This is a genomic window from Pantoea rwandensis, from assembly GCF_000759475.1.
GTDB lineage: Bacteria > Pseudomonadota > Gammaproteobacteria > Enterobacterales > Enterobacteriaceae > Pantoea > Pantoea rwandensis_B.
This window is the reverse complement of record NZ_CP009454.1, coordinates 3,041,654-3,066,166: the sequence shown is the minus strand read 5'-3', so window position 1 is coordinate 3,066,166 and position 24,513 is coordinate 3,041,654. Positions and strand designations below refer to the sequence as shown.

General features: G+C 47.4%; 22 protein-coding genes. 5 read left to right on the top strand and 17 right to left on the bottom strand.

All coding sequences use genetic code 11. The annotated features are described in order from the left end of the window. Positions 1–104: 104 nt before the first annotated feature. Complete coding sequence (msrA, locus tag LH22_RS13970) at positions 105–641, bottom strand: peptide-methionine (S)-S-oxide reductase MsrA (protein ID WP_038647471.1); 537 nt, start codon at positions 639–641, stop codon at positions 105–107. Between the two features lie 64 nt (positions 642–705). Beyond that, positions 706–1,272 carry a flavin reductase family protein gene (locus LH22_RS13965; RefSeq protein ID WP_038647469.1) on the bottom strand — a complete coding sequence of 189 codons (567 nt, stop codon included), beginning with the start codon at positions 1,270–1,272 and terminating at the stop codon, positions 706–708. 106 nt (positions 1,273–1,378) lie between these two features. Between LH22_RS13965 and LH22_RS13960 the strand changes: the two genes are divergently transcribed. Then, positions 1,379–1,882, top strand: a complete 504-nt coding sequence (locus LH22_RS13960) for an AAA family ATPase (RefSeq protein ID WP_038647467.1) — start codon at positions 1,379–1,381, stop codon at positions 1,880–1,882. Between the two features lie 561 nt (positions 1,883–2,443). On the opposite strand, the gene LH22_RS13950 is transcribed toward LH22_RS13960, so the two are convergent. The 10 genes from LH22_RS13950 to LH22_RS13905 all read right to left on the bottom strand — a co-directional run bounded on the left by LH22_RS13950 (position 2,444) and on the right by LH22_RS13905 (position 16,463). Then, positions 2,444–2,836 (bottom strand): VOC family protein, encoded by a 393-nt coding sequence (locus LH22_RS13950; RefSeq protein WP_038647463.1) that lies wholly within the window; start codon positions 2,834–2,836, stop codon positions 2,444–2,446. A 342-nt stretch (positions 2,837–3,178) separates the two neighbouring features. Then, positions 3,179–4,621: an IS1182 family transposase gene (locus LH22_RS13945; RefSeq protein WP_038650171.1), complete on the bottom strand. Its 1,443-nt coding sequence runs from the start codon at positions 4,619–4,621 to the stop codon at positions 3,179–3,181. Positions 4,622–5,279: 658 nt separating this feature from the next. Then, complete coding sequence (locus tag LH22_RS13940; RefSeq protein WP_038647461.1) at positions 5,280–7,223, bottom strand: ATP-dependent nuclease; 1,944 nt, start codon at positions 7,221–7,223, stop codon at positions 5,280–5,282. Positions 7,224–8,100: 877 nt separating this feature from the next. Next, positions 8,101–8,898, bottom strand: coding sequence for a tetratricopeptide repeat protein (locus LH22_RS13935; RefSeq protein ID WP_038647459.1), 798 nt, complete (start codon positions 8,896–8,898; stop codon positions 8,101–8,103). A 372-nt stretch (positions 8,899–9,270) separates the two neighbouring features. After that, positions 9,271–9,648, bottom strand: coding sequence for a DUF6527 family protein (locus LH22_RS20895; RefSeq protein ID WP_240474710.1), 378 nt, complete (start codon positions 9,646–9,648; stop codon positions 9,271–9,273). A gap of 77 nt (positions 9,649–9,725) precedes the next feature. Continuing rightward, positions 9,726–10,901 (bottom strand): ThiF family adenylyltransferase, encoded by a 1,176-nt coding sequence (locus LH22_RS13925; RefSeq protein ID WP_038647457.1) that lies wholly within the window; start codon positions 10,899–10,901, stop codon positions 9,726–9,728. After that, positions 10,876–11,631, bottom strand: coding sequence for a multiubiquitin domain-containing protein (locus LH22_RS13920; RefSeq protein WP_038647455.1), 756 nt, complete (start codon positions 11,629–11,631; stop codon positions 10,876–10,878). Before LH22_RS13920 ends, LH22_RS13925 begins: the two co-directional genes overlap by 26 nt. 83 nt (positions 11,632–11,714) lie before the next feature. Next, positions 11,715–15,107 (bottom strand): UvrD-helicase domain-containing protein, encoded by a 3,393-nt coding sequence (locus LH22_RS13915; protein WP_038647453.1) that lies wholly within the window; start codon positions 15,105–15,107, stop codon positions 11,715–11,717. 4 nt (positions 15,108–15,111) lie between these two features. Beyond that, on the bottom strand, positions 15,112–15,690 hold the full coding sequence (locus tag LH22_RS13910; protein WP_038647451.1) for a hypothetical protein: 579 nt from the start codon (positions 15,688–15,690) through the stop codon (positions 15,112–15,114). Further along, a complete protein-coding gene (locus LH22_RS13905) occupies positions 15,687–16,463 on the bottom strand; it encodes an RNA polymerase sigma factor (RefSeq protein WP_240474662.1) in 777 nt (258 codons plus the stop codon). The genes LH22_RS13910 and LH22_RS13905 overlap by 4 nt, the downstream gene beginning before the upstream one ends. Positions 16,464–17,051: 588 nt before the next feature. Here LH22_RS13905 and LH22_RS13900 point away from each other — a divergent pair. Beyond that, on the top strand, positions 17,052–17,675 hold the full coding sequence (locus tag LH22_RS13900) for a hypothetical protein (RefSeq protein ID WP_038647449.1): 624 nt from the start codon (positions 17,052–17,054) through the stop codon (positions 17,673–17,675). Between the two features lie 253 nt (positions 17,676–17,928). Here LH22_RS13900 and LH22_RS13890 read toward each other — a convergent pair whose 3' ends face one another. The 3 genes from LH22_RS13890 to alaE form a co-directional block, all read right to left on the bottom strand. Then, positions 17,929–18,213 (bottom strand): biofilm development regulator YmgB/AriR family protein, encoded by a 285-nt coding sequence (locus LH22_RS13890; protein WP_038647442.1) that lies wholly within the window; start codon positions 18,211–18,213, stop codon positions 17,929–17,931. Positions 18,214–18,693: 480 nt separating this feature from the next. Next, on the bottom strand, positions 18,694–18,954 hold the full coding sequence (locus LH22_RS13885; RefSeq protein ID WP_038647440.1) for a hypothetical protein: 261 nt from the start codon (positions 18,952–18,954) through the stop codon (positions 18,694–18,696). A gap of 318 nt (positions 18,955–19,272) precedes the next feature. Continuing rightward, complete coding sequence (alaE, locus tag LH22_RS13880) at positions 19,273–19,710, bottom strand: L-alanine exporter AlaE (RefSeq protein ID WP_038647439.1); 438 nt, start codon at positions 19,708–19,710, stop codon at positions 19,273–19,275. A gap of 257 nt (positions 19,711–19,967) precedes the next feature. Between alaE and umuD the strand changes: the two genes are divergently transcribed. The 3 genes from umuD (at position 19,968) to LH22_RS13865 (ending at position 22,402) form a co-directional block, all read left to right on the top strand. Beyond that, positions 19,968–20,390, top strand: coding sequence for a translesion error-prone DNA polymerase V autoproteolytic subunit (gene umuD, locus LH22_RS13875; RefSeq protein WP_038647438.1), 423 nt, complete (start codon positions 19,968–19,970; stop codon positions 20,388–20,390). Then, positions 20,390–21,652, top strand: a complete 1,263-nt coding sequence (gene umuC, locus LH22_RS13870) for a translesion error-prone DNA polymerase V subunit UmuC (protein ID WP_038647437.1) — start codon at positions 20,390–20,392, stop codon at positions 21,650–21,652. The genes umuD and umuC overlap by 1 nt, the downstream gene beginning before the upstream one ends. Before the next feature lie 153 nt (positions 21,653–21,805). Further along, entirely contained in the window at positions 21,806–22,402 is a 597-nt protein-coding gene (locus LH22_RS13865) for a DsrE family protein (RefSeq protein ID WP_038647436.1), read from the top strand. Between the two features lie 44 nt (positions 22,403–22,446). On the opposite strand, the gene LH22_RS19955 is transcribed toward LH22_RS13865, so the two are convergent. Together LH22_RS19955 and LH22_RS13855 are read right to left on the bottom strand one after the other, a co-directional pair. Next, a complete protein-coding gene (locus LH22_RS19955) occupies positions 22,447–23,517 on the bottom strand; it encodes a hypothetical protein (protein ID WP_052059424.1) in 1,071 nt (356 codons plus the stop codon). Beyond that, positions 23,514–24,332, bottom strand: a complete 819-nt coding sequence (locus LH22_RS13855) for a nucleotidyltransferase domain-containing protein (protein WP_052059422.1) — start codon at positions 24,330–24,332, stop codon at positions 23,514–23,516. Before LH22_RS13855 ends, LH22_RS19955 begins: the two co-directional genes overlap by 4 nt. Between the last annotated feature and the right edge of the window lie 181 nt (positions 24,333–24,513).

Genomic DNA, 24,513 nt, shown 5'->3' with positions numbered 1-24,513 from the left:
GAAGAGGGCGCTATTATGACGGCTAAATGCAAAAAGGTCGTCATAAATGACGACCTTTGATGGCGATGGATGCGGTGTTCAGCAGCCGCATCTCAAGGGCAGAATTAGCCCTGTTTCACGCGATTGGCAAAGCTCTTACGCAGCTTCTGCAGTTTCGGTGGGATCACCGCCATGCAGTAACCGTTACGCTGACCGGCGCCATCCCAGTAATCCTGATGATAATCTTCCGCCGGGTACCACTCTTTCAGCGGTTCGATGGTGGTGACCACCGGCACGTTGAGATCGGCTTGCGCACGCGCAATCGCGGCAATCGCTTCGGCTTCCTGCTCGGGGGTCGCCGGGAAGATCGCTGAACGATACTGAGTACCGACATCGTTGCCCTGACGGTTCAACTGTGTTGGATCGTGCGTCGCAAAGCTGATGTCCAGCAGATCGCCGTATTTCACCTGCTCGGGATCGAAGCCGACGCGAATCGCTTCCGCATGGCCGGTGGCACCGCTGCACACCTGCTCATAGGTTGGGTTCGGGCGCTCCCCGCCGGTATACCCACTTTCGACTGACTCCACGCCAATCACATCTTTGAACACTGCTTCGGTACACCAGAAACAGCCACCGGCGATCACCGCATATTCGGTTGCCATTGTTATTACTCCTGTCAGGTCGAAAGCGTTACTGTGAGGGCGCTCGAAGGCGAATTCAAGCCGCTTAAATTAACATTTCTGGCTTAAAATCATGGTGCTTGTCGAGCACGCTATGGCTCATAACGGTAAAACGTCCTTCGCCAGTGTAGTGCAGCGTCGGCGGAAATTCCGGTTTATCGGCCACGTGCGCTTTGACGATTTCGAAAATAAAGAAGCTGTAGTTATTCACCATCGAGTCGTCATACAGCTGACACTCAAAGCTGGCGAAGCACTCATCGATCAGCGGCGCATTCACCACTTTTGCCGGTTCTGGCGTGAGGTGAAAGGCATCGAACTTATCGAGGCGATCGCCATGGCAGTTACCAATCGCCACCACGCTATCCACCCAATCCGCCGAGGGGATGTTCATCACGCACTGTCCGCTTTGCCGAATCAGCTCATGGCTGTAGTTGCCGTTGGCGATCATGCAGCCCACCAGTGACGGCGAGAACTCCAGAATGGTGTGCCAGCCGAGCGCCATGATGTCGTGGTGATCTTCAAATTGCGAACTCAACAACACCACCGGACCAGGTTCCAGATACTTCCGCGCCTTGCTGACCGGAAAGTCGATTTTATGCAGGCGTTGACCCATCATGCGTCTCCTTATTTTTGCAGAGATAGCGTAAGTGTAGATGCCAGGCTTTACTGGACCGGCATTTAACGGCATGGTAGAGCGTCATTTTATCTGGAGCTGGTCAATGGAATCTGCGTCTGTGTCCACATCTCGTCCTGTTTTGCATCTGCTGTGCGGCAAAATCGCTGCCGGAAAATCAACGCTGGCACATCAACTGGCCCAACAGACCGGTGCGGTGATTATCAGCGAAGACGCCTGGCTGGCGCATCTGTTCGCCGAAGAGATGCAGGATGTTGCGGACTACGTGCGTTGTGCGGGCAAGTTGCGTAATGCGATGACGCCACACCTGATCGCTCTGTTACAGCGCGGTGTGTCAGTGGTGCTGGATTTCCCGGCGAATACCGTCGGCCAACGTCAGTGGATGAAGGCGGTGATCCAGAGTGCACAGGCGGAGCATCAACTGCACTTTATCGATGTGCCCGATGCGCTGTGCAAGAGCCGTTTGCATGCGCGTAATGCAGAAGGTGAACATGACTTCGCGGCGACCGATGCGCAGTTCGAGGTGATCAGCAGCTACTTTGTCGCACCGCATGCGGATGAAGGATTTAATGTGGTGGTGCACGGTTAAGATGAGGATGGCTGGATTGATATTTGTGCCAGTCATCTTGTAACAACCCCTTCAAAAATTTCCGGCTATTTGTTGAGTTGATTGATAATTCTTTTGAGGGTGTTATAGGGGCCTTCAGGCATGATGACATTGCCATCGTTGCGTATATAAATGCGCTGAAATTTGAATCTTCGGTATTTCGCTATCTGAAGCTCATCATCATCTTGTTCAGTTTGCTGGTAATGGTACGTCTCCAGAACTGAATTAAGTCGCTTAAGCGAAGAGCTGACTTAATCCTCGGCCACGTAATATGGGTAAACCAAAAGCTTGCTGCAAGCCCGCGTAGCATACCGGTAAAGGCACCGGTGATATTGCCATGAGTTAATTGGGGTAATAGCCATTTCATCACGGCTGAAAAGCATAGCCCGGTGAGAATGAAAAAACGATCCTGAAGCTATCTTTTTGCCATTGCTTTAATCAGGCTAAGGCGGTGAAGTGAATAGTGAAATTTCAATTTTGACTCCATTCAAAATGCTAATCCGCAATTGATTTTAGCGTTATCCGTTGCTGACTGACGAATCGTTATGCCGCCTTTTCCAATATCTGTTTTGCCTGCTTATATTCCCAGGACGTGATTTCAATCTTGTTGCCACTGAGATCGCTGAAGTATAGGGACATGGAGATATCGTGGTCACTGACGGTGTAAGCGATTTTTTTGGACTTGAGGATAGGTATGAGTTCGAGAAACGCTGACGCCTCCACAGCAAAAGCCATGGTGTGACCCGGGTGCTGGGATTTTCTCAGGAAGAGGGAAAGCGAGGCGCCATTATTCCTGATGACCAGCGGCCCTCCTTGCTCAAACCAGAAGTGCAGGGAGTTGTCACGGGTGAAGCCAAGGATTTCCTGATACCAGTGTTCTGATTTATCGATATCGTCAACGTAGACGTGGATGTGGTCGATTTTGGTTATGTTCATATGGCTAGATCCTTATTTGTGCTTTGGAGGTGTTTGCTGAATTTTTGGGATTCACAACCTGGAGAGCACGGAGGGACATGAGATTTACCATAATGTTTTGGGGGGTGTGTTTGTGTTTGTGTTGGTAAGTTGGCGAAGGGTGTGGGGGGGAGGTCCGCTGTGAGCGCAGGCTGTGTGAAAACTCATAGCTTTGAGTAGCAAAAAAATATTTTCTTTTGTGTTTTGAGAATGCTGTTTAAGTTGACGAGATAAGCTGTGATTTTATTCGGGTGTCTCAGAGGTTTTTTAGTGCGGGAAAGAGCCTAATAACATATTTTCCTGGAGGATAAACGGCCGGAACCGTTAGCCGTATTTTTCCTGAAGCTTAAATATCAATCCTGTAGTGCCCCAAATCGATATCATCCTTTTCAGGTTATAAGCCAATATATGTAGACTTATTTCCGTACTGACATTTTTAAATTTCCGCATCAGAAAGTGCGTTGCACCCATCCACATTTTAATTGTCCCAAACGGATGTTCTACCGTTTGCTTTCGCATGACTACCGCCTGAGGAAATGACTCAAGCCTTGCATGCATTTCTTCCATTTCAGCTTCATGAACCCAACGTCGTATACGCCTTGGATCGCGTTTCGATGTAGTGCACCTGGAGCGCTGGCTGCAATCGCGACAGGCAATATGATTAAAGTACAACTGTTGCTCCAGTCCGTCCTCTATTGAGGTAAATCGATTCTGAAGCTCATTGCCCATTGGGCATACATAAACATCTTTTTCCCTGTTATATCTGAACATTGAGCGATTATAGAGTCCCTTACGTTCAGCACCAGAGGTATCCCCTTTTGGCACTAACGCCATGGCTCCGCTATCCAGAACTGTTTTAATATCGCTGCGACTGTAATACCCTTTGTCGGCAAGTACTGTTATGTCCTTCCGGCCAACAGCTTTCTGAGCCAGTGTTGCTACTGAACCAAGTTGCCCATTATCTGTTGTGTTGGTGACTTTATGCGCAACAATCAAGTGATTCTTCGTATCCACAGCTGTCTGAACGTTGTAGCAAACTTGCCGATTCATATTATTTGTTTTCATCAACCGGGAGTCGGGGTCGGTTAAAGAGAGTTGTTTATCTGGCTGTTGTGCGACTGCTTGTTGGATCTCATGAAGCTCACGTAAACGCTTTTTTAGCCAGGCCAGTTTAGTGGCTGTTAACTTTGTGTTTGCATCTGGCTCAGTATTCTTGTCGGCTTCATCCAGCTTGTTTAAATAATAAGTAATACTTTGCTCAACGCGCTCAATATGGTCTTTGGCTTTCTGAGATGTGAAGTTGTTGGGTTTGCTGTTTACTGCTTTAAATTTGCTTCCGTCGATGGCAACAACGACATCAGTGAACATTTGCATTTGCCGGCACAGGCCAATAAAGGCCCTACAGGCATTCCTGATACCTTCACCGTTATCTTTTCTGAAGTCTGCAATGGTTTTAAAATCAGGCGTTAATCGTTCAAGTAACCACATCAGTTCAACGTTCCGATGGGCCTCTTTTTCCAGTCTACGGGAGGACTGAATTCGGTTGAGATATCCGTAAATGTACAATTTCAGTAGGGTGGCAGGATGATATCCGGGTCGTCCGGTTCGCTTTGCACCAACTCTTCTGAAACCAAGAGAATCGAGCTTTAGTCCATCAACAAAGATATCAACCACTCTGACGGGGTTATCTTCAGTGACAAAATCATCCAGTGCATCAGGAAGTAATGTCACCTGATGCCTGCCTTGTCCTTGAATGTGATTGGCCATGTCGGTATCCGCGGTATTCATTCGTATGTTTCTAATTTTAATGAAAAAGTCAGTTCGTCGCATGGGTTTATCAAGAATGGTTGATCATATGAAACCATCGCTTAGATCAAAAAGTGATCAGGAGTTTTCACACAGCCTGAGCGAAGAACGGACATCGTTGTATGAGCTGGATAACTGATCAGATAAATTCTGATGAAAAGGCATTCAATTGATAGAAATCTACGAAGATTATAAAAGGGAACTTTGATGTTTACATCAGAGTTTATTGATGAAGAACAAGGAGAGTTTCTACTTGTAGCCAGCCATAGCCTGTCATCCCCGGAATCAATAAAACTGAGTATTGCGTACATTAGTTCCAGAATATCCTACGGACTATCGCAGATTCCATCGCACATACAAACATGCCGGACCGTCTATGATATTAGAGGACATGACCTGCCCCTAGGATTAGGTACAACCTTCAGTTAGTAATGTCGGTTGGTTTTTCTTCATGCTTCCCGTTATTCCAGTCCGCTGTAAATTCAGCCGGCGTCTGGTGATTTAGTTATGAATGTGGTCGACACGATCAACTAGTCAATAATTTATAAGCTAGCAAGATTAATATTGCGAATTTGGCTCTGGTTGTCCAGAGCCAAATTCGTGACTGCGCAGCGTACAGCTACGAAAACTTAGTTAAAATATTGCTGATAAGTTTCGATGCCTCGGATTGTTTGATAGAGAACGCATGTTTATAAAGAGCCTTTTTAAAAATATGGGAGCTCACACCGGCTGTGTTTGCAAAGTAAGCGGCAGCCTTTGAAAGTACTTGTTTTCCATCACAACGTCTAAGAAGATCATCATCATTAATTGTCGAGTAATTTGTGAAAACCTTGCCAGACTCAAATGAAAGTTCATTTTTTAAATTAGTAAATTCAGAGTCTGTCAAGGTGTTTGTCGTAAGTTGCTCGTGGATTTTATCTGCGTTACTCCAGTCGAATTTTTTGTTGCCCCAAATCAAAGACGAAAACTTTCTTTCAATAACCTGCTGGAACACGAGAGAAAGCTCTTTTTTGTAGACCGTGGGTAGAGACTCTCGAGCAATATCAAAAAGTTTGGACTTAATCATAGTGATATCTTGTTTTTTGCTATGTTCCCCAGATAATTCCAAGAAGTTATCTAATACTGTCTTTATTATTGGGGCATCTAGGAAATAGTTCTCGAATTCGTGACGATCAATTTTAATAAAGTTGCTATTGTAATATGCTGGGTCAATTTGTTCTAATTTATCAAAAAATTCATCTGGTTTGTTGTCTGAATCGACAAGGAAGACAAATTTTGAGTCACGGACGAAATTCTTAAGCTCCGCTAATCGTTTAAATGTATCAATAACTGCGGATGAACCATTTAGTGGTTTTATTTGGAGACTTTGCTCCTGTAATGTATGTTCAAGCGCCTCATGATCACTGTCACCCTCAACCAATAACACCTTACTATAAATAGAGCTTAAGCCAAGGTTTCTAAGCTCTGCTTCAGCATCTTCATAAGAAATCGAGGAGATACCTTGGTTTACAACATAATTTTTTCCAATAAGGAAAAACTTATATATTAGTGACTTTGAGTGGGTTGATACTAGAACTTGATTTATATTGTGATCTTTGTACTCGGCGGCGACCCAATCTAATTTGACTTTTTTACCTGATTCATCTGAACTTTCCATCCATTTGTGAATTCCTCCCTTTTCACACAATCTGTGGAGAACGCTCATGAATTCAAGTAATAATGACTCATGAAAATGGTTTTCCGGCTCGTCAATGATCAGCGTGCTAACTGTTTTTGATATGCATAAAAAAGTGAGCGTGCTAAGAAGCGCTTTTTCACCAGAACTGAAATCCCTGACATCATAGAGTGGCCTGGCTTTGCTTCCGCCTGCTTTTCCTAGAAGTACAAATTCACCAGGCATATGGTTTCCACTGAAATTCCTTAACTCTACAGTTGGTATTAGATGGGTGAACAGCTTTGAAGAAATATGATAGTAAAGAAGTCTGTCCGGTTTACTTGGAATAAGCCTGTCGTGAACATAATCCTTAACAAGTTGACGATATATTCCTGAGAAAAGTCCTTCTGGATTTAAAATCGCCTCTAAAACTAGGCTGCCTTTGTCATTTCCTTTGATATTTATTTCGTCAAATGTAAGGGTGTCTTCAGAAAACCCTTTGCTTGCATCAATGTACAGCACTAGGTTGTTTGGGGTAGAAAGATTCCAGTATTTGTTTAGCAATGCTTCATCGCTGTAGCTAACTTGGTAACCTAGTGGATTGCTGTTGTCTTTAGTAATCTTTACATCAAGTTCATCGTCTTCAGTAACAAAGGTTATTTTTATGTATGCTTCTTTCGAATTAAGATATTTTTTTATGTCATGTGAGAAAGACAGGTTTATGCTTTTTTCATTTAGGAGTTTAACAAAGTGAGCTTTTTGTGTGAGCCATACAGCTTTCAATATGGTCGATTTACCGGCTCCATTCTTCCCAGAAAAAGCAGACATTGGGGCATCAAGAGGAAGTTCGACTAAGGTTAGATCTTCAAATGATTTGACGCCTTTCAATTCTATTTTGGAAACTTTCAAACTGTAATTCCTCTAACGGATAGGTTTTCAAGGTATAACGTTGCTCAAGAATTGGTCGTTACTAGAGTAAGTAAAACAAGATAAATAAAATTCTTATGGAGAAATCGAGTCTCAGGTAAAATCTTCATAATCATCTAGTTTAGTTTACTATTTTTCTGGCGAGTCAGGGTGACGAAAATATTTTAGACATAGTGAGTCACTATGGCTATATATTTTACAGCCTAGCAGGTTTTTAATCCCCATAGGCCCATACTAAGCAATTTTAGAGTGGTAATGTAACATAGTCTGCCCCGCTCTCAATGAGGACCTTTTTGTTCAATAGCTTAAAGGTAAGTTACCATCATTCGGGCGTGCGGCACAACTCTAGCGACTACTTAAAGAATTTTCTATCAATTTTTTTTGATATTTTAATAGAAAATCTAGGCGTAAATTTATATTGCGTTTTTTCGTTCTATTTTAGGTGGTTTTTAAACTGATAGGATTAAGGTGTGTGCTATGTAGCCACACGTTATTATTTCAATAACATATGACTGCCATTACTTTCCTTACCATTTTCACATTGGTTTCATTAACTTTTTTATATGTGTAGTTATTAATCTTTCAAATATCCCGGGGTAACATTTGAAAGATTAATAAAAACGTTGTTATCAACGTCCGCTCCTTGCACTGAGCGGACTGCCACGCAGACTAAATCTCACATGCTCCCGGTGGTGGGAGGTGCTCATAGCATTATTTGTGCGCTGTCGTCAGCAGGCAAGCTGCTTACGGCGCGGCAGAATCAAATCCAATTATGGAAATGTAGTCGACTTGAATGACTGCTTTAGCGAAAGCGGACTTTACTTACGTCCACTTTCACAAATAAGCAATACGATCAATTTTACTTACTGAGATCAATTTTACAAGTGCTACCCAGTTCTAAATCTTTCTTAGCCATTGGCATTAAATCAGGAATGGCATTTATTGATTGTTGTATGTAATTTCTTCCATTATCGACATCTCCCTTTGCACATAATATTTTAGCTGCATTGATGGCCATATATTTTCTTACTTTATCACTATCACTGCCAATTCTAAGCGCAATGGAAATACTATTCATTGCGTCAGTATAATTCCCTGCTCTAAATTGCGCATAAGCTTTTTGATTCCACAAAGAAGCATCTACGGGTGTCATTTGAGTTGCCTGGGAGAATGACTCTGCTGCCTCCAGAAATTTTTTATTTTGCAAGTACTCGAATCCGAGACTCTTGTAATGCTCGATGTTGTAAGTCGGTTTATCTTGGTTATCTACTGGTTGATTATTGTTTTTTGATAAGCAGTTTTCTTGAATCTTTGCAATCATGATTTTTTTCTTTTCTGATGAAGAATAATAAGCGTCTGCATAAGATTTTATTTTCCCAATTGATAACTCGCCATCTTTTTGGCATTCTTCATAGCTTGTTCTTAAAAAATCAATATCAAGCTTCTGTGAATTCAAACCTTGCTCTGCACTCTTTATGAATAACTCTTTATTTTGAATAGATAGAATGCTTTTCGCATTTTGTCTATCGAAAGCAAGCTTCTCATCGTTTTGATTTTTTGTTATCCAAATATTTGCTACTCCCATTGGGAGGGTTGCAATAAAAACCATTATTAATTCAGTTATCTTGATTTTACTTTCAGTATTCAATGTCGACATTTATTTATCATCCAAACCTAATTTTTAATTATGATCATTATCGGCAATAGAGTGATTTTCTTTATTTGCAAGCCCATTGATAGTGATATGCGCATATATTTTTGTGGCATGTGTGATGTCCGCTTCTGGCACTAGGCTTTCATTATTCCCAAGCATAATTTCTGAATAACTCATATCTTAATGTATTAATCAATGGAGAGAAGATCACGTTGAAAATATTTATCTGCGTATTGTACCGGTATGTTTTTAAGACATTCCAGCATACCGGTCTATAGCCAAACCGATGAACACGCCTTTAGAACAAGCTGAATGTAACCTGCCCAGAGTCATGCTTTCAGATCTGATATTTTGAGTGCTGTTAAAGTCATTGCCCTAACTAAGCCACTTCCTTATCTTATTCCAAAGAGATAATGGCTCGGTTCTCATCCCAAACGGCTCCTCAGTTGGCTCCTGTTTCAGCTCTTCAGATGCTACCGTCGCATTAGTCTGCGCGTAATAACGCTTCTTAGCCGCTTTATCTCGACGCATCTCTGCATCGATTTTGGCTTTATCCCAAGGAGGTGCTTCCAGTACGCGGTTACACTGGATTACATAGTGAGATCGACAGGGTAAATTCCAGTTTCCCACTGATGGCCACAGCGACACGGTCTCGCCATCGAAAGTCAGCTTCCAGTCAGTTGGGGTCAGAGGCGTTACAACCTCATGCCCGCAACCACAACAGCAACTGTGAATCACTGTGCCATACTCCATGGAAACATACAGGATACTTGGTTCAATTTCTCGCGGAATCCCTTTAACGAAACACGGGGTCAGTTGATTATGGCGTATCATAGTAAGTCACCATTCAGTAACATATTCCCGTCAGTCGTATATGAACAGTTATGTTCATTTTCAAGATCACGATAAAAACCGAGTAGTTTCTTCCATTTGATGACGGCAAGTGCCGCATTCAACATGTTTAACTCGGCGACTTGAATATTTGAAGCGTAAACGTTTTCTGCGCCACTCTCCTTAAAAGACACACGTGTGCGAATGTGATCTCGTTTCTCTGGAGTACTGGTTGTCACCCTCAGGATGCCACCCAGCGATCCGTCTACCAGCTCGAGCCCCATTCCCACGTCTATGAATGACACGCCCATGTCTTCCAGCTTCTGCATCGCTAAGTGTTTTGGCTCTCCTGCGTCCATACAAAGGAAGGCAAAGGTAATCCCGTCCAAGAGAGTAAGACTATCCTGGCTTATCTGTAGTGCATACGTCATGATACGACGGTGCATCTGACCGTAAATTCCCGCCAGGTAATCCACTTTCTTCGGCACTTCCCTGAGAGTGTTAATCGACGGGGCGCCGGGGGCGCGAAAAGCGTTGTGCTGAAGAAAATCATCACCATCGATGAGACGTATCTCACTGACTGGTGTTTTAGCTATCTGGTCCAATATATAGGAACCTGTACCACCGACACCGATGATGGCAATGTGCTGACCCTCAAGCCGTGCAGTTAATGCCCCGATCCCGACCCGATCAGATGCAGTTTCAAGATAGTTAAAGACGCCCCCTTCCTCCTCATCAGGGGTTTTAAAAACACGTGGGCTAACGCCAGGTTTGAGGGTTGCGGCGTGACCAGAGATGATCGTCGCATAGGTGGACATCTTCTGATGGTAGTCACTGTAACCTTCAGGCCCTGGTTTACTGGAGAATAAGTGCTGAGCAGACAGTCCATGCCCAAGATTTACCGCTTCACTCTGATGAAAAATAGCCTGGATGCGCACCCCCTGGGAGGTGCATGGAAAATCTCCATCAAAGTGAATAGTGTGTGGTTCAGGTTTTTGAGTAGTGTCTCCAGACAGGCAAAGGCTCGATATGAGCGTGCCGGTTTTAAGTTCCCGTTGCGCGTTAACGTACGGAACGTCACGCATTACCAGAAAGCCACCCACAATTTGTACGTGATAACCTTCTTCGCGCAAGCGCTTCAGATCGCTATTAAGATTGAATAGTGCGGCCGACATTGATTACGCTCCCGTTTTTCACGTTGATATAGGCACCTGCAGCTAACTCACCACTGTGTGGTTTTGAGTCCGCTCCACGATATGTGATTGAATAAACGATCTCTGCAGTTGGGGCTTCGCCTGGGTATGCGATAGCCACAAATTGCTCGAAAGTTTGATGACTATCGCTGACCTGAACTTCACGCCCGTTAACGACGATATCAATCTTTGGTTTACGCTTTGGCGCCGTTACAAAGTGTTCAATGCCCGGCGTCGTAAGATCCACTGCCTCATTCGGTTCAATCTGGCGATCATCACCGCCACGGACAACCATAAATACAGCATCTCCATCGGCTGGTTTTGCCAGCTCATAAAGTGCTGCTCCCGAAATTGCAGGTTTTCCCCACGATACCTGGCTGTCGTTTACGGTAAGTTTGAAATCACGATCGGTCTGGAAGGCCACGAACCGTTCAGCGCCATGACCGCGTAAATCGAAAGGTTCATCAAGTCGCAGATCTTCAAAGTCGCCCGTCTGAAGAATAGCGAAGAGGCTGTAACCATCATTTATACGCAGGCCCGCGGCAATCAGAATCTGACGCCCCAGTGGAACTGGGTCATTGATCTCAATTGCGTGAAAATCCAGGTTTTCCTGCGCAAACAGGATGCGGTAGGCATTTGCCGGACGCAGTTCGCGGCCTTCGCGAATCGCTTCTCCGACATCGTCGATATTGTTAATATTTTGGCTGTTCATCTTATGCATGTCCTTGAGTTTGGCCAGACGGTGTCTGGCTCTAATACTCAATCGATGCAGCGCTACCAAAGCGGTAAATTATTTTAGAATTTTTTTTGAAGTGCGCCTGGCGGTGTCAATCCGCAGACGAAAAATGCCGGGCAGGAGGGACAAACACGGGATGATGATTCGGCGGGAAATACCCCCTGACCTATAGAGTTCAGGGCATCAAGAAGCTTTTCCTGCCGGTTATGCAGCACCTTAGTGGTGAGTTCAACCGGCGTTACAGTCTTATCAGAAAGATGAACTAACTCAACTATCGCGTCAGGAAAGGCTCTCCTTGCTGCAAGTACAAAAGCGGCAGCGCTAAGGTCCGATTCTTCTTTATCTCTTTTATGTCCGGTTCTGACCCGGCGGAACGTACGTCGGCCATCTGAGTGAATCAGCACATCGTCAGGTTGTACGGTGACAGGAATATTCCCAAGCTTAATCGTGAGTACACTGGGTGTTTCAGGTGAATGGCCTTCGCGAATTGAATTGAAATAGCTCACCATGTCTATTGCCAGAGACTTATACTCAGGGGCATATCCGTGCTCAGCCAGACCTTCAGCTTCGAGGGCCTGCTCAACGCTGCCTTCCATATTTGTTGATATTGTTGACTCCGCCTCGATCATATCTCTAAACACATTTCGGACAGCATCGTGCATTTTTGAGAATGGAGTGGGCGTCCGCCGTCCCCCAATCTGAAGGACGTGAGTATAGAAGAATCGTCGCGGACATGACTCATAGAGTGATACCTGATCGCCACTGAGCTTGAGGTCTCCATCCACAGCCCAGTCTATTGGTAACGATTCGGGTGGCTCAATGACGGGATGATGGGGTTCTGTGTTCATTTGAACCAGATCAGGCTCAATGCGGTCCAGATACTCGGATTTCCTTCGTGCACTACCTGCAGCGTTTCGTAGGGCGGCATAGAGAAATAGCTGGTCCTTCGCTCTCGACAATGCAACGTAGAATAAGCATTCTCTCTCCGCCTTATGCTCCTGACTGAGCTGCTCTTTGTTATTAGACTTTCTACCGGCGATCATTCCATCGGGTGGCGGGCAGGGTTGCTTTTGTGTAAAGCCAGGTAAGGTATCTGCATTCATGCCCGGTATATGAACTACAGGAAACTCCAGACCTTTGGCACCATGAATGGTCATGAGGCGAACAGCGTCAATGCTTTGTGCTGCTACCGGGAGTTGCCGGAGGTCGCGATCGTCCCCGAGTCGTACTAAACGACGGATTCGATCTAATGTGCGGGTGATAAATAATCCTTCGCCAGTTGAGGGCTGGACTCGCAAGAAATTAAGTAACTGCCAGGTTGCAATACATTGGGAGCGGTCACTGCTAGCTGGAGACATTGCCATGCGGGCGACTATGCGTGTCCTGTCTAAAAGCACAGTTGCCAGCACAGTCCAGGGTGAAGTCGCTCCGTTATAACCATCCAGTGCTTTAATCAGTCGCTTTATGACCGCATGGCCATTCTCAGAGATTTGGAACTGATCTGTTTTTTCTCTCCAGTCCCCTCTGTAATCTTGTTCACGCAGGCAGGTAAGTATATTGCCGACATCTTCCAGCGACATTGAAAATTCAGGCAGGCAAGCCATTCGCACTAGGCCCATTGCGCGGCGATCCACCAAAAGGGAAAGCAGCGACAGCCAATCCTTAATCTCGGGACGCTCGAAAACACTGCCCAGGAACAGAACAGGGATGCCTAAGCGCTCGAGCTGTTGCCCGATTTCTGAGAGTTTTTCATTGCCTGTGCAGAGAACGGCCTGATCACGATATGGATATCCGGCATCCAGCATTTCCTGTATCGCGTCTGCAAGAGCAGGTGGCTGTTGGACGCCTTGTCCCACAAAGCGAAGCTCGGGTTTGCAGGCATTACTCTTCCGGTTCGGGTGTAGCCCGCTTTCAGCATCCCCCACAGCCATGCCCACCGCAAATCTCGAAAATGTTGAAACTATTTCAGGTACCGATCGATAGTTCGTTTTTAACCGGTATCGCATCCCGCCTGGAAAATCTTCATTCCCAAAGCGCGTCATGTTAAATGAAGAGGCACCTCTGAAACGATAGATTGACTGCTTAGCATCCCCAACTGCCCACAGGTTTTCACCTTCACCACATATGGCTTTCAGCAGTCGCACGCTGCTGTGGTTGACGTCCTGGTATTCGTCTACCAAAACATGTTCATAGGTAGACTGAATATGAGAGCGAATAGCTTCATTTTCTTCAAGCAGCTTTACAGGTAGTGAAACTAGGTCCCCAAAGTCTATACATTCAGACTGTTGCTTGAGACTTTCATAAGCTGCATACACCCTGGCGACTTCAATCGCTTTCTCTGCTTCAAGGATGGCATCAGTCTCAAAAGCGCTATCGCGCATGGCCTGCGCCAGTCTAAGGTAGGTGCTTGCATCGACTACCTCATCTTTAGCGCGTGATATGCCGGTGAGAAAGTCAGCGATAATTCGGCTTGGATCATAAAGATTGCGGTAATGAACCAAGCCTAGTTTAGGGAACTCATGCTCCAGCAGTTCTACTGCTTCTGTACGGTCCAGCATTCGGGGAGCTTGCGGCAGATTCAGCTTATCGTGAAACCGGCGAACCAAATCGAGGCCGAATGAGTGGAAGGTACCGATCCACATCGCAGCCGCAGCAGCGCTATCAACTCGCGCAATCCTTTCAGCCATTTCTCCAGCGGCTTTATTTGAAAAAGTCAGCAGGAGAATTTTACGGGGATCAACCCCTCCATTAAGCAGTCCTTTAACACGGCCTACCAATGTCTGTGTTTTTCCTGTGCCGGGTCCGGCTTCAAGCAGAAAGGCAGCACCGCGATGAGCCGCGGCTTCTGCCTGTTCATCGTTTAGTGGATATTCAATTGCTGGCTTTTGATTTTCAGGCAATGTCGGGGGCAACAGTAGTGCATCAAAAAGTTGCTGGGCAACGACGTCAAACGGCGCGCCAAGCCTTTCGGCAATACTTGAAGCACTTTGGCCTTCCAGATAAAGCGTGCTGACAAAATGCCTCGGCAGCAAAAACTCGCGCGCAAATAGATCCATCTGGACCTCTCTTCGCTGTCTGCTGCTGTAATCAACGACTCGTTCAACTCCCAGAGGCGAGGATTCCGATGTTCTGGTGGGATCTATCGTATAACTCGTCTCATCTTCTTCGACATCATCCCCAAGTTCAGCATGACCAATTTCATGAGCGACGAGGAATGCCTGTTCAAAAAGAGTTGCGCATTTTTCGTGGAGGATAAACATCTCCTCTGGAATAAAGCGAGCCCGTGCGCCCCTCAGATTAGGCGATCCTTTACTGGTTCTCTCCACATCAAGGCCTCGCCGTTTTGCTTCTGCAACAGCAAACTCATAGGGTGCCCATGGATTATGTCCTGAAGCAACGGCTTGGTCATGTAGAGCAGCAGCGGCCTTGCGAGCCAGTTCCACGGCTTGCACGTTATCAATCCTCTTCCATTAAGTGACTGATATCGTCCTCAGGCCAGTCAGCATCCCGCAGCAGTTGTTCAAAAGTAACCTTTTCTGCATCACCCGGTTTAGTGTTGGACTTATAGCTCCCTGCAACCTCCATGGGTGGCTGTTTGAGGGATGTAAACAGGTGCTGAACGCTTGTCTGAAGTTTTTCAGCAAAGCTGATCATAACCTTCCGGGGAACAGACTCGGCAATTACGTTTCGTTCTTTAAATGCCATAACAACCTGCCGAGGGAGATTAAGCGATTTAGCGAGATGACGCATTTCCTGAGCCGGGATATTGGCGAAGGGGTCACCTGTTGTTTTCCCCGGTGACGTCTGGATGCGAGTGACAGCCGAATTGATTAAGCGGTGCTGGGACTCAGAGAGTGGTGCATCATCCTCAATTGATGATCTGGCTATCTCTCGAGATAAATCTATGAGGTCATTGGCAAATTCTGGGAAGGCTGTGAGGTACTTTTGCAGAGTCGCTTTTCCCACATCATGCTCTATGGAAAATGACTCCAGCACCTCTTCCAGGGATGCCTGAGGTGAAAGTCCGGTCATCATATGCCCCCTTCAAGCAATTTTTTCAGACGTGCAAACGCCCTGTTTTTCTGATTATGTATGGTCTTTTCAGACTTGTTAAGAGCCTTGGAAATTGTCATCTCTTGAGGGTCGATGGAGTCTATTGGAAAATCTAATCGGATCATCTCAATGATTCGCTTCTGTAGATCGGGTAAAGTCTCAATCGCCGCATCAAGCTCACGACTGTAATGAAAATGATTGAAATCTGCTTGTTCAAAAGGATTAAAACCTTCAGAAGCAGTTTCAACCTCTGAAGTAATGTCCTCTGAATCATCGTACTCCAGCTCAGTATTTCTTTTCTCAGACCGATAAGACTTCTGCAGGGCATCGTTTTTTAGACTTAAAACGGCTTTGTCAAAACGGATTTCAAACATGTCCAGTCGTGCATCATAACCCGCTTTATCGAGCATGAGCATTTCAACAAAACGGTCAAAAACGCTCTCCTGAATGTCGCTGTTCAGCATTGATACAGAACTTCCACCAGGATTAGCGGCTCGAGGAAGCTTCCTGAAAATGCGTTCTGAGAGGATCCTGAAGAGAGGATCAAATAGAGCCTGGTTAGCCAATGCGCTGCGTCGGACGAAGTAAAGAAGACATTCACAGGGCACATATTGCGGATGTGTATTGCTCTGATTACACAACTGAATCAGATCTTCATCCGTGAGGGTGACTAATTCTGTCAACCTGGCTTCAATCTCAGGAATGCGTGTGTACAGCTTTCCACCCTCGGTTTGTTTTTGAAGAGGAATGATCAATGCAACCTCCATCATAATGCGTGTGTGTCGAATAAGTGCTTTCTGCGCTAGTAAGGGGTCGCAAGGTTAAAGAAGCACAATGATTAATTTTCCGGCGTTATTATCATTTCACATCTAGCAGTCTACTTTTGTTTGATGGTCTAAAAGAGCCACATCAGTTCGTGATTTAGCTCGGTTTCACTCCTCAGCTTTTGAGAGTGTTGAATTAACGAATCGCATCAGCCACATGCTATTAAGCCTACATGGTGTTGGTTCTGCTGAATGTACCCGATCCAATGGGCTTTTGTGCATCATTAATTTAATGACAGGTTTAAAGCGGTGACTTGCTCCCTATAAATTAAAATATATCAATGTCTGCTTTTGGCACTTAACTGCCGCAAGCAAGCCCCACAAAACTTCAGCGACCGATGAGCAGTTCGAAGTAATCAGCCGCTATTTCGTGGCACCGCATACCGGTCAAGGGTGCAATGTGATTGTGTACAGTTCATATTTTCTCCCATTAACGACTGTTCCTCAGCCCCTGCTTTTGCTAGCCTGTGCGGCTGGACTGCTTCCAGCCGCACTAGCGTTGCCGGTTAAGGAGTTTCCATGTCGCCTTTCAATAAACATCGTCCCTTCATTTCTCTTTCTCGTCGTCAGCGCCGCAGAAAAGTCATCGAGCTTAAAAAGCGTATCTATCGTGAACGCCATCGCTGTGGCGGGGTGTTTTATGATGCTTGTGATATCCAGCACTACAAAGATAATCCCGACCACATTTGGGCGTGGAGTGACATCTATTTTGTCGGCCGCGATCCTGCCGATCTCTGGAATGCTGAGATCATCACTGCAAAGCAGGCGCTTCAAAATGCGGTGCACGACCGTGCATTTAATGAAGCCTGGGCGATGCTGAGTCAGCAGGAACAAGAAGAAGAGGCGCGATATGAAACAACGCCTAACGTGAATAGCAAAGGCAAAATCGTCAGCCATACCCTTGTACACCGAGAAAAACAGGTTTATGCGATTTTTGGCGGGCTGACATTTTGGCAGTTTATTGAGAAGCGTGAGCGGGAAATCGCGCAGGATCAACCGCCGAAGGTTTGCTGTGGTTATCAGTTCCTGCCGGGATTCGCTTATGGGCATGGATTACGGATGATCGTTGATGCTGAGACATTGAGCCAGCAGGTTATCGAAGCAGCGGTTACGAATTTTTTGCAATGGGTGAAAGCGGAGTAGCGGGTAACTTAATGGGGTACGGTGTGACTGCCAAAGCCAAAGCCAAAGCCAAAGCCAAAGCCAAAGCCAAAGCCAAAGCCAAAGCCAAAGCCAAAGCCAAAGCATGCGGCATAGGCACTGGCCATCAATGCTTTCTATATCTCATTGAAATGACAGAGATATGGATAAAATCTTTCGTTAAGTTTGTTAACCTGGGCGTTATTTTATCTCTCGATATCAATGGTCAACGATGTGCTTAGTCTTTATCAACACTTTACCAGTTGAAGTATGCCCAGCGTTCCTCTTCCCCGGGTGTCATCCCGACCACGATTTTTAGGGCGTTGAGTAACAGATCGATTTGCAGGGGATCAGAGGCCTTCTGCACTTCAGTGATCAATTGCAAAATCACGGCACCGTTGGTGACTCTCACCCCACGTTGAGTGATTTCACTCGCGGCTGCTTCAATCACAACGGTTTCAGCAGTTGCTTTGTCGCGAAGCGCATCTAAGTGCAGGAAAGACTTCGCGCTATTGGTTGACTGTTGTGTGCTCTGATACATGATTTTATCCCTTATGTCCGCTACTCAGGCGTCACTATGGTCATGCTGTAACATATAACAATCGCAATCTATTGGTAGAGTGCGGATTTTGTACAGGGTGGCATTTCGACTGAGGTCGAAATCACATATGAAATAAATTTAGCGCACTTTGTCAAAATTGGGAGGGCGGAGATCACCAAACATAGTTCTGCCATCGTCTATAAATCTTAATAGACCAATTTATGCTCAAAGGCATCTTCGGTGTTTAGGGCTTTTTATGCGGGTATGCCTTGGGTTGAGTGTGCAACCAACTCATGCTTGATAACTCTGTTGCTTCGTCAGCGGAGTAGAGGAAGAAATATTCTGGCAAATCATTTTGAGGGTGTCGTCCCTGACAGTGTCTCCGGCCGGTATACACTCACGTGTAACCGATGAGGTCATCCGCTTCGTCGTCTTCCGGCCGGAACCGGATTACGTCCTTTGGCTTCAGTTCATCTATCGTTAATTCAGTTCATTGTTCAGGCCAACTAAGGTCTGCAAATAAGGTATTTGCTCCTCGGCGACTGAAGGTGACTCAAAGCTCATTAACCAGCTTCTGGCTTTAGCGATTTGAGTCAATCGGTCAATATTATTCTCTGATTTAGACATCAAACCAAGCTGTGAAAAAAGGTTAGCAACACTGATTTCCTTTCGACATAAAGCAAGGCTTAATGCGGCTTCACCAATGATAATATGGCTTTCTTCATGATCTTGAAATAACACTGAAAATCCTCCATTAGATCGAATTAATGACAACCTCAATTTAAACTTAGACGCTACTTTTAATATTGCATTGCGAATCATCTTAATAGCGTTGGGTGTGGCTTTTTATGATTAATAAAAGCGGAGCTTTCACATCACAACCTGGATTTTTCATCATACTGAATGGATGTTGTTTTTTAATCTAGTGTGAAGCACTGGTTTTAATGATTATTTGAAAATGTATTATTAATATGGTGAAAGTGCCTATTCATCAAAAGGTTAATACATCCTTTCACAAGCTATTCGAATATTTTTCGTTCGCTTCAGCTAGCGAATCATTTAGCTATCCAATGACATCGGCTTTTCTCCGCCCGGCGGCAAACCAAACATGCCCCGCACCCAATTAAGAAACGCGCCATAAGGCCTGCCCAAACACAGCATCATCAACGCAGCACCTAGCGTACCGCGCACCAGTCCACTGCCCGACGCACCGCTAAAAGCAATGATCGCAGCATAGATCGGCACCTGAAAACTCACCAGCGCAATACTGTCCCACAGCAGCTTCGAAACCCGGCCCGATCCTGCACGCTGCATCACCCAATCGCGCCACAATCCGTAAGGGCGGGCAACCGGCACCATCAGAATTGCACCAATTAAACGGGCATGCAGCACCTGGTCCCACGCCATGCCGGCGATCCATCGTTCATTAATCATGCCCGTCGTGGTGAAAAATAAAATCAGCGCAGTGGTATCCGCAATAAAGGCCTTTCGGCGCATGTTTAGGTCTTGAGGTTGAGGCAAAATACATTTCCTATATGAAATCGTGAGACAAAAGCCGTTCAACTCAGCGGCGAACCCTCATTTCACCCTAGCCCAAAACCACCGCAGCACCTCCATCCCGCCGTTAAAACCAGCCAAAACTAAATCTCCTTTCCTGCCAACTGCTTTGCATCATCCCGAAGGATCCCGCTTGATCAAACAACCCGATCAGTAATACTGTATTTATATACAGTATGTTTTCGAAGGCCATCATTATGGTGTTTTATCAACCGGCGGAACTCCGCGCCATCCTCAGTTTGCCCTTGTTTATCAGTCGTGTGCCGTGCGGTTTTCCGTCACCGGCGCAGGACTACGTTGAGCAGCGTATTGACCTCAATGACCTCTGCGTCACACATCCCAGCGCCACTTACTTCATCAAAGTCAGCGGTGACTCGATGATCGAAGGCGGAATCAGCGACGGCGATATGCTGATCGTCGATAGTGCGGAGAAACCCGAGCAGGGTGATGTGGTGGTGGCGGCCATCTCGGGGGAGTTCACGGTGAAGCAGCTGATGCTGAAGCCCTGTCTGCACCTCAAACCGATGAATGCGGCGCACGCCATCATTCCCATTCCCGACCCGGATCAGTTTGAGATCTTCGGTGTCGTTAAACATGTCATCAAGACGCTGAGAAGGTGATGTTTGCGCTGGTGGATGTGAACTCATTCTATGCCTCGTGCGAGACGGTGTTCAGGCCGGATCTCAAAGGTAAGCCGGTGATTGTGTTAAGCAACAACGATGGCTGTGTCATCGCACGTTCGGCCGAGGCCAAGAAGCTGAATATCGGCATGGGCGGCCCCTATTTCAAAATCAAAGATGTGTTGCGTCGCCATAACGTGCATGTATTCAGCTCTAACTATGCGCTCTACGCCGACATGAGTCTGCGCGTGATGACGATACTGGAAGAGATGGCGCCCGCCGTTGAGATCTACTCCATTGATGAGGCGTTTATGAACCTCACGGGCGTGCGGAATTGCCGCGTGCTGGAAGAGTTCGGACGGGAAATCCAGCAGCGGGTGAAACGCGAAACGCATCTGGCGGTGGGGGTGGGGATCGCGCCCACCAAAACCCTGGCCAAGCTGGCCAACCATGCCGCTAAGAAATGGAGTAAAACCGGCGGCGTGCTGGATCTCTCCAACCTTGAGCGACAAAAAAAGTTAATGGCGTTAGTCGATGTGGCCGATGTGTGGGGCGTAGGGCGTCGCATCAGCAAAAAGCTGAATGCCATGGGCATCAATACCGCGCTGGATTTGTCGGAGCAGAGCACCTGGGTGATCCGCAAGCACTTCAATGTGGTGCTGGAGCGCACCGTGCGCGAGCTGCGCGGTGAGCCCTGTCTCGAACTGGAAGAGTTTGCGCCCGTGAAGCAGCAGATTGTCTGCTCACGCTCGTTTGCGGGACGCATCACGGAGTACGCCGACATGCGTGAAGCGGTGTGCAACTATGCTGTGCGCGCCGCCGAAAAATTGCGGGGCGAGCGGCAGTACTGTCGACAGATCGGCGTGTTTATTCGCACCAGCCCGCATGCGGAGGGGGAAATTTTTTACGGTAATCAGGCAATCATTAAAGTGCTGACGCCCACCAACGACAGCCGCGATATTATCCGTGTGGCCACCGAGGCGCTGGATCGCATCTGGCGGGAAGGGCGCCGCTATATGAAAGCAGGGGTGATGTTAGGTGACTTCTTCAGTCAGGGCGTGGCGCAACTCAATTTGTTTGATGACATCCAGCCGCAGGCGAATAGTGAAATGCTGATGCGGGTGATCGATGGCATAAATCAAAGCGGGAAAGGGAAGCTATGGTTCGCCGGGCAGGGAATCCAAAAATCCTGGGCGATGAAGCGTGAGATGTTGTCTCCAGCGTATACCACCCGATACGCAGATCTCCCGGTAGCGAAGTGAATAGGGGTTAGCGCATAACATGAGCCACCGCTTTTCACCGAGCGTTAGGAAATGGCTGAATATGCCCGTATACCTCTGCGATAAGCCGACAAAATGGCAATCCATGCCATACTTGGCAAGGCCGATTTTTCACGATGTCGCGGGGGAAAAGAGATGCGTTCAGTGGTGATTAGCGCAGTTGTCGCAGTAGCGGGTGGGGTATGCGGTGCCTTACTCAGCCAAAATGAAACCCTCTTTGCCGCGAAAGTGAGTGCCCCACCTTCCGATCCCGCCATCAACTGGACTACGCCAGCCATCGCCGGTTACGGCAAAGTGCACTATGACGCCAGCAGCGCATTCCAGCCCAGCAGTGCGCTGAGTAACAAAGTGGTCTTCAAAGTCAGCCGTGGTGCGGAAGAACGCAGTCAGGTTAATCCGGCGTTGGAGCATGTGGCACAAGTGGTGAATACCTATGTGGCGGCCGGTGTGCCGGCAAAGCAGTTAAAATTTGTCGTGGCGGTGAATGGCGAAGCGACGCCCGCGATGCTGGAAAACACTCGCTTTCGACAGCTATTTGGTGTGGATAATCCCAACCTTGCGCTGATATCGGCGCTGGAGCAGCAGGGCGTCAAAGTCACGGTGTGCGATCAGGCTCTGGCCTGGCATCATTACGAACCACAATGGATCGCAGACTCGGTGATCCATACGCCCTCCGCACTCACCACGATGACCACGCTGCAAAATCAGGGGTACGCCTTACTCAGTATGTGATTGCACTTGTGGCTTTGCTGGTTCCTGCACCAACCTCAGCGCCATTATTGCTGCTCCTGCCACATCGGTTGCGCCAGCACCTGCTCACATAATGCCGTCAGTCGCTGAGCCAGCGGTGCATCCATCAACGTTTCGCCCGCCACCCAGGCACCGATCTCCTGTGCGGCGAGGTAATGTTGTGAATGTGCTGGCTGCTGGGTGACCACATGTTGTAAATAGCGCAAGCACGTAATCGGCCCATCTTCATAGGTTGAAATGTCCGGTGTTGGCGCATCACTCAACATGGCGAGCAACATCTGCGCACAGCCTAGCAGGAGTGCATCGTCGTGCTCGCTGGCCAGCGCATCCAGCAACTCACCGTACACCGCACAGTTCACTGCGGTGTATTCAATCATCACGCTGTTGGCGTATCCCGTACGCAATAACCAACCGCGTTGTGCGGCGTTCAATGTGGCAGGCATTCGCTCCATCAGATGCACGCGACCCCAGCCATCGACGCGTTGCATCATGGCGAACCAAACTGCCGTGTACTCCTCTGGATCCAGCATGGTTCGCAGCGCGACCACTGCATAAAGCGTGAGTTCGTCATGCTGCGCCAGCACCTGCAATATCTTCACGGTGCGCTGCTGTGAGAACCATGCGGTCATTGCCATGGCAAACTTCACCACGTTCTGATCCGGGCTGGAGGTCACCAGCCAGATCACCAGCGGATAGAGGTGAACTGCGCTCAGGTTCGCCTGCGGAATGGCTTCCATCAATGCATCGATGTAGTACAACGGCGACTGCTGATTGATCAGCCGATACAGCGCGCGCATATTTTTCTTGCCCGGCGCTGCCAGCACCCGTTGTAACGCAGCGAGGATGGCGGCGGCATCCTCCTCAGCCGGGTTGACGCCGATGTGGTAAATCAGCGTGCCTTCGCCGGCTCCCGGTGCCCAGCGTAACTCGGAGGCCTCTGCCAACGGTTGTGCTGGCAGCACTGTGTTATCCCAGGGCAACGGCTGCGCAGTGTCATAGCTCGGTGCCAGAAGGGTATACAGGGCGCGCTGCCGGGTTTTCCATACCACGGGGAACGCAGAAACCAGTCCTAATGAATGAATCAGTGCGCGCATCATATCTCCTCCTTTACATTGAAATCGGCCATCACGGTGTCGAATAACAGGGCATCCAGTAGCGCGCTGTCCCGGTTGCTGTGCGCCAGTGGCAGCGCCTCTGTCGGGCGATCCAGTTCGGCACGGATAAAGGCGTGCAGTATCGGGCGTCGCGGACCGTACTCCGCCTCCCCGGCGCGCTGCTTCACCGACAGCAATTCAGCGATATCGCGCAGCAGTGGGCCATCCTGCACTGTGCCGTGCAGCAGTTGATCAAAACGCATGGGTGGCGCACCTTTCCCTGCCTCGATCCAGCGAACGGCCAGCAAGGGACGCAGCACGTAGAAGTACTTCTTCAGCCGCACCTCATCGTCCTGCAGATACTGGCGAAAGTTCTTTTGTGCCATGGACAGGTAATGCCAGCGCGCGCTTTCTGCAGAGAAAAAGCGACCGCTCAGTGCATGCAGCTGCGCCATGATGCCGTCGTGCTGGCGATACACGATGGGCGAATCAAGCCAGTCGATCAGCGTTGGGTTGGCGCGTTTTAATAAGCCCAATGCTTTACGCCACTCCCAACCGCACACATCTAACTCGGCATCGATGGGTTTTTCGATCACATCGCGTGGCGACTCCACCCGCAAATACCACGCGGGTTTATGGACATAGAGAAAACGCACATCGTAATCACTGTCGGGGGAGGCAAACCCCCAGCCGCGACTCCCGGATTCGCAGGCGAAGAGAACACGGACTTCATGTTCAGCTTCTATCTGCTGTAACACACTACAGACACGCTCACGCATAACGGCATCAACGCCATGAACTCCTGTGGTTAGTTTCATTTCTTCTTTCCTATTAAAATCTTGAGGTAATAAAGAGATAGCGAATAACGTGCCAAAAATAATAAAACGTCAGATTATCAAATAACTGCATGATTTATAGCGGTTAATTATTTTGGTGTGACATTTCTGATAGCCAGTGGAGGAGAAGTTTTTTATTCTTTAAGATAAGTTTTTATCTTAA

Bases quoted from the DNA above. Each gene is read 5' to 3' on its own strand.
- alaE (WP_038647439.1), bottom strand. From the start codon at position 19,710: ATGCGCCGAAAGGCCTTTATTGCGGATACCACTGCGCTGATTTTATTT.
- LH22_RS13910 (WP_038647451.1), bottom strand. From the start codon at position 15,690: ATGATGACCGGACTTTCACCTCAGGCATCCCTGGAAGAGGTGCTGGAG.
- LH22_RS13900 (WP_038647449.1), top strand. From the start codon at position 17,052: ATGTCGCCTTTCAATAAACATCGTCCCTTCATTTCTCTTTCTCGTCGT.
- LH22_RS13920 (WP_038647455.1), bottom strand. From the start codon at position 11,631: ATGAACAGCCAAAATATTAACAATATCGACGATGTCGGAGAAGCGATT.
- LH22_RS13965 (WP_038647469.1), bottom strand. From the start codon at position 1,272: ATGGGTCAACGCCTGCATAAAATCGACTTTCCGGTCAGCAAGGCGCGG.
- LH22_RS13945 (WP_038650171.1), bottom strand. From the start codon at position 4,621: ATGGCCAATCACATTCAAGGACAAGGCAGGCATCAGGTGACATTACTT.
- msrA (WP_038647471.1), bottom strand. From the start codon at position 641: ATGGCAACCGAATATGCGGTGATCGCCGGTGGCTGTTTCTGGTGTACC.
- umuC (WP_038647437.1), top strand. From the start codon at position 20,390: ATGTTTGCGCTGGTGGATGTGAACTCATTCTATGCCTCGTGCGAGACG.
- LH22_RS13935 (WP_038647459.1), bottom strand. From the start codon at position 8,898: ATGTCGACATTGAATACTGAAAGTAAAATCAAGATAACTGAATTAATA.
- LH22_RS13925 (WP_038647457.1), bottom strand. From the start codon at position 10,901: ATGTCGGCCGCACTATTCAATCTTAATAGCGATCTGAAGCGCTTGCGC.
- LH22_RS20895 (WP_240474710.1), bottom strand. From the start codon at position 9,648: ATGGAGTATGGCACAGTGATTCACAGTTGCTGTTGTGGTTGCGGGCAT.
- LH22_RS13890 (WP_038647442.1), bottom strand. From the start codon at position 18,213: ATGTATCAGAGCACACAACAGTCAACCAATAGCGCGAAGTCTTTCCTG.
- LH22_RS13855 (WP_052059422.1), bottom strand. From the start codon at position 24,332: ATGAAACTAACCACAGGAGTTCATGGCGTTGATGCCGTTATGCGTGAG.
- LH22_RS13865 (WP_038647436.1), top strand. From the start codon at position 21,806: ATGCGTTCAGTGGTGATTAGCGCAGTTGTCGCAGTAGCGGGTGGGGTA.
- LH22_RS13960 (WP_038647467.1), top strand. From the start codon at position 1,379: ATGGAATCTGCGTCTGTGTCCACATCTCGTCCTGTTTTGCATCTGCTG.
- LH22_RS19955 (WP_052059424.1), bottom strand. From the start codon at position 23,517: ATGATGCGCGCACTGATTCATTCATTAGGACTGGTTTCTGCGTTCCCC.
- umuD (WP_038647438.1), top strand. From the start codon at position 19,968: ATGGTGTTTTATCAACCGGCGGAACTCCGCGCCATCCTCAGTTTGCCC.
- LH22_RS13950 (WP_038647463.1), bottom strand. From the start codon at position 2,836: ATGAACATAACCAAAATCGACCACATCCACGTCTACGTTGACGATATC.